At 69.6% G+C, this 3,950-nt stretch carries 5 protein-coding genes; 2 read left to right on the top strand and 3 right to left on the bottom strand.

The genetic code is table 11. The features are described from left to right. Window positions 1–128 precede the first annotated feature (128 nt). Window positions 129–641, top strand: coding sequence for a J domain-containing protein (locus HG543_RS27985; RefSeq protein WP_169347938.1), 513 nt, complete (start codon window positions 129–131; stop codon window positions 639–641). On the opposite strand, the gene HG543_RS27980 is transcribed toward HG543_RS27985, so the two are convergent. Together HG543_RS27980 and HG543_RS27975 are read right to left on the bottom strand one after the other, a co-directional pair. Then, window positions 575–1,567 (bottom strand): stage II sporulation protein M, encoded by a 993-nt coding sequence (locus tag HG543_RS27980; protein WP_169347937.1) that lies wholly within the window; start codon window positions 1,565–1,567, stop codon window positions 575–577. The genes HG543_RS27985 and HG543_RS27980 overlap by 67 nt on opposite strands. Window position 1,568: 1 nt before the next feature. Further along, window positions 1,569–2,333 (bottom strand): RDD family protein, encoded by a 765-nt coding sequence (locus HG543_RS27975; RefSeq protein ID WP_169347936.1) that lies wholly within the window; start codon window positions 2,331–2,333, stop codon window positions 1,569–1,571. Window positions 2,334–2,856: 523 nt separating this feature from the next. On the opposite strand from HG543_RS27975, the gene fruA reads away from it, so the two are divergent. Next, window positions 2,857–3,546: a response regulator transcription factor FruA gene (gene fruA / locus HG543_RS27970; protein ID WP_169347935.1), complete on the top strand. Its 690-nt coding sequence runs from the start codon at window positions 2,857–2,859 to the stop codon at window positions 3,544–3,546. A 73-nt stretch (window positions 3,547–3,619) separates the two neighbouring features. Here the strand turns inward: fruA and HG543_RS27965 are convergent, their stop codons facing one another. Next, entirely contained in the window at window positions 3,620–3,844 is a 225-nt protein-coding gene (locus HG543_RS27965) for an MbtH family protein (protein ID WP_169347934.1), read from the bottom strand. Window positions 3,845–3,950: the final 106 nt, after the last annotated feature.

The following is a 3,950-nucleotide window of genomic DNA, read 5'->3' as shown; positions in this document are numbered from 1 at the left end:
GTTCTACCCCGAAACCCGGGCCCCGGGAGGGGGACGGGGGGGCCAGAGGTGGGAGTTTTTCTTGACGCGATCTCCCTTCGTGGGACCTTGGCGGTGCTACAGGCGTGTTGCAAGAGGAGCAAGGTCCGATGGGAGCAGCGGCGGTCGCGAACTGGCAGACCCTGGAGAACGTCGAGGTGGAGTGCACCCACTGCGGCATCCGGATGACCCTGCAGAACGGGCAGCGGGTGCGCTACTTCCGGTGCTCGGGGTGTCACCGCTGGGTGTCCAGCGTGTACTCGGACGTCTTCCGCGCGGATGCGAAGGTGCGCACGCACCCCGTGAAGGACACGGGCGACGAGGACGCGCGCTTCCTGGAGGTGAAGGACCGGTTGGATCGCTGGCTGTCCGCCCTGGAGGACCAGGACCCGTACCGGCTGCTGGGCGTGTCGCCGCTGGACTCGGCGGAGACGGTGCGCGCGCGCTACCACGCGCTGGCCATGGAGCGGCACCCGGACCGCGGCGGCTCGGCGGAGAAGATGCGCGAATTGAACGCGGCCTACGAGCGCATCCTCCGGCACCGCGCGCGCAAGCGTCAGGAGGCGCTGTCCGCGGGCACCGCCGCGCCGTCCGCTTCCGCCCTGCCGGCCCGCAGCAGGTAGCCCCAGAAGAGCGCCCCCAGCGACAGGCCCAGCCCCGCCTTCACCCAGGTGGGGAACATGCTGCCCGGGGACACGTAGCCCTCCACCACGCCGATGAAGGCCAGGAAGGGCGCGCAGCCCAGCACCAGCTTCACCGCCTCGCGCCCCCGCAGCGCCAGGGCCTGGCCTCGCGGCAGCTCTCCCGGGTCGATGAGCGCCTGGCCCACCATGAGGCCCGCGCCGCCCGCGATGACGATGATGGACAGCTCCACCGGGCCGTGCGCGGAGATGAAGTCGAAGAACCCGCGCGCCATGCCCTCCCGGATGCAGTGCGCGCCCACGGCGCCGATGTGCACGCCGTTGTTCACCAGCATGTAGAGGGTGCCCAGGCCGAACAGCATCCCCATGGCGAAGGTGAGGATGGTGACGGTGAGGTTGTTGGTGGCGATGCCGGACGCCACCGAGTTGGGTGGCGCCACCGACAGGATGTCGTCCGTCCACATGCGGCCGTGGGCCACGTACTGGCGCACGCCGGCCGGCACCAGCAGCTCCGCGCCGCGCGGCTCCCACAGCACCACCAGCGCTCCCAGCAGCAGCCCCAGGCAGAAGAGGGCGGCGCTGGCGCCCACGAAGCCCTTCTCGCGGCGCAGTGTGCGCGGGAAGTCGCGCCGGAAGAAGTCGCGCACGGCGGGCCAGCGCTCGCGCGGCGGCTGGTAGATGGCGGCGTAGGCCTGGCCGCATAGCTGGTTGAGGAAGCGGTGCGCGTCCGTGCCCGGGTAGAACGTCTGGGTATGCGCCAGGTCCGCGGCGGCGCGGCGGTAGAGCGTGTCCAGCGTGCGCAGCTCCTCCAGCTTCAGCGCGCCGGAGCGCTGGCGGCCCAGCAGCGCCTGGAGCGCGTCCCAGTCCGCGCGGCGCTTCGCCACGAAGGCGGGCAGCGGCAACGCCATGTCAGACCTCCGCCCGGGCGCGGGCGCGCAGGAAGGACTCCAGCCGCTCGGGGGAGGCGAGCACCGCCTCGCGCTCCTCGCCGGACAGCCCGCCCACCCGGTCCACCAGCCGCGTGCCCAGCCGCAGCCGCACGTCGGGCTGCAGCCCGGGCGCGCGCGCGAGGAAGGCCAGCACCAGCTCCACCTCCTCCGGCGTCAGCGCGCGGGAGGCGCCCGCGGCTGCTGGCGTCGCTCCGGGGGCGGGCGCGGTGGTGTACTTGTCCAGGTCGATGCGCTCCTCGCGCACCAGCAGCGTGCCGGCCAGCAAGTCTCCCAGGCGCCGGTGCTGGCGGGTGAGCAGCATGGAGATGCAGCCCGTGGCGTACGCCGCCGGCAGGAAGTCCACCGCGCGGCAGAGGTTGCGCACCGCGCTCTCGTAGAGGCCCACCGGCGAGCCGTCCATCCGCACCACGCGGATGCCCAGCGCGCGCTTGCCGGGCGTCTGCCCGTGCCAGAAGACCTCCGCCAGCGTCCAGTACAGCCACTGCGTCGCGAAGACGCCCACCACCAGCAGCGTCTGCCCCAGCCCGGACAGCCCCTGGAAGACGCCCAGCACGTCCGACACCAGCAGCGTGAAGACGAAGTAGGCGACAATCCAGAAGAAGAACAACAGGCTCGCGTCCACGAGCCAGGCCAGGCACCGGTAGCCGATACCGGCCACGGGCAGCGTCAGCGCCACGCGCTCCGGCGTGGCCACGTCGAGGTGGGGGGATGAGGCGGTGCTCATGTAGGCCACCCAGCATACACGGCCGTCTCAGGGGTATTCCGGAGGGGTTTTTCCCCCACCTGGACAGGGCTCGCTGGTTTTGCTGGAATTAATGGGGTGTTCGTCATTGGACGAAGAGGTGGGACAGGAGGGCCTCGTCTATCGGATTGTGGACGGCGCGGCGTGTCCGGGGGCGGACAGCGATGACGAACCGACGTCGGAAGCCCCTGGAACCGGATCCAATTCATGCACACTAGACACTCCCACCGGGGCTGAGTCGCGCCCGCGCTTTCCCGGTGTTAGGGTTTCATGCGTGGACCCTGGAGTGGGCCGTCAGGAGGCTGGCCCGAACGGACGTAGTCGGAGTTGGCAGTCAGAAGCAGTCTGGAGTCGAGTCTTGTATCGGTAGACCGATTCCGAAGTGGTTCAGCGGACGCGCTCGTTCTTCCTAGTCCCACTCCCCGTTGACCCGGAGTTTCGGAGTCGGCTGTGGTCAACATGTAGTCATTGCAGTTTCTCGCCATGGCGGCTGGGGGGCCTTCGCATGGCAAACAATCAAGCAGCGATTCGTGTATCGATTCTCGAGGGACCGTGGGCGGCCTGGCAGGGCCTCGCCGAGGGTCTCCGTGGAGAGGGCGTGCAGGTGTCCTCGGTGACGAGGGACGTGCGGCTCTTCCTCGATGGTCTGGGCACCGACCCGCCGCAGGTGGCGGTCATGGACGTGGAGGGCGACAGCGAGGCGGCTGTCGGCTGCTCCGTGACGGAGGGCATCAACCTGCTGCGGGAGGCGCGCAAGCGCCGGCTCGAGGTGAGGATGCTGCTGCTCTCCGCGGTGAGCTCGCCGGAGATCATCTCGCAGTGCTTCGACGAGGGCGCCTCCGGCTACCTCTTCCGAGCGGGCCTCGGCACCACGGCCGTGGCGTCGGCCATCAACTCGTTGGTGCGGGGCGAGCGGTTGTTCCCGGTGCAGTTGCTCCGGAATGACTTCGAGCATCCGCCGGTGACGTCGCCCACCGCCAGCGTGCTGCTGGCGCTCACGCAGCGCGAGCGCGAGGTGCTGGCGTACGTGGCGGGAGGCGCGGACAACCTGAAGATCGCCGCGCACCTGCAGATCGCGGAGCGCACGGTGAAGTCGCACGTCACGCAGCTCTACCGGAAGCTGGGCGCGGAGAACCGCACGCAGCTGGCGTTGCGTGCGTGCCACCTGGGTGTCCGGCCGCCGCCGGACCTCTAGTGGCTTGAGACAGGCACGCCCCCCGGCCCTGGCCATGACGCCGGGCCGCGGGGGCGTGTTGTCCCGGAGGACTTCAGTTCTTCAGCTGGGCCTGCTCCTCCATCTTCTTGCGGAGGCTCAGGGGACGCATGTCCGTCCAGACCTGCTTGATGTACTCCAGGCACTCGGCCTTGGGGCCCTGCTTGCCCGCATCCTTCCAGCCGAGCGCGTTCTCGCGGTCCGCCGGCCAGATGGAGTACTGCTCTTCGTGGTTCACGACGACCTTGTAGACGGTCGTGTCTTCGCGCTCATCCGCCATGGTGTTCGACTCCTGGGAGTGGGTGCATTCTGTTCACATCCCTGAAAAAGACGTCAAGCCGGCGACCCCGCCCGCCTTCCGCCTGTTCCAGGGGCCCTGACCCATT

Source organism: Pyxidicoccus fallax (genome assembly GCF_012933655.1).
Lineage (GTDB): Bacteria > Myxococcota > Myxococcia > Myxococcales > Myxococcaceae > Myxococcus > Myxococcus fallax.
This window is presented reverse-complemented; position numbering and strand designations above follow the sequence as displayed.

What these genes read in the sequence shown, in the direction of transcription:
- fruA (WP_169347935.1), top strand. Translation starts at nt 2,857, where the DNA reads ATGGCAAACAATCAAGCAGCGATTCGTGTATCGATTCTCGAGGGACCG.
- HG543_RS27965 (WP_169347934.1), bottom strand. Translation starts at nt 3,844, where the DNA reads ATGGCGGATGAGCGCGAAGACACGACCGTCTACAAGGTCGTCGTGAAC.
- HG543_RS27975 (WP_169347936.1), bottom strand. Translation starts at nt 2,333, where the DNA reads ATGAGCACCGCCTCATCCCCCCACCTCGACGTGGCCACGCCGGAGCGC.
- HG543_RS27980 (WP_169347937.1), bottom strand. Translation starts at nt 1,567, where the DNA reads ATGGCGTTGCCGCTGCCCGCCTTCGTGGCGAAGCGCCGCGCGGACTGG.
- HG543_RS27985 (WP_169347938.1), top strand. Translation starts at nt 129, where the DNA reads ATGGGAGCAGCGGCGGTCGCGAACTGGCAGACCCTGGAGAACGTCGAG.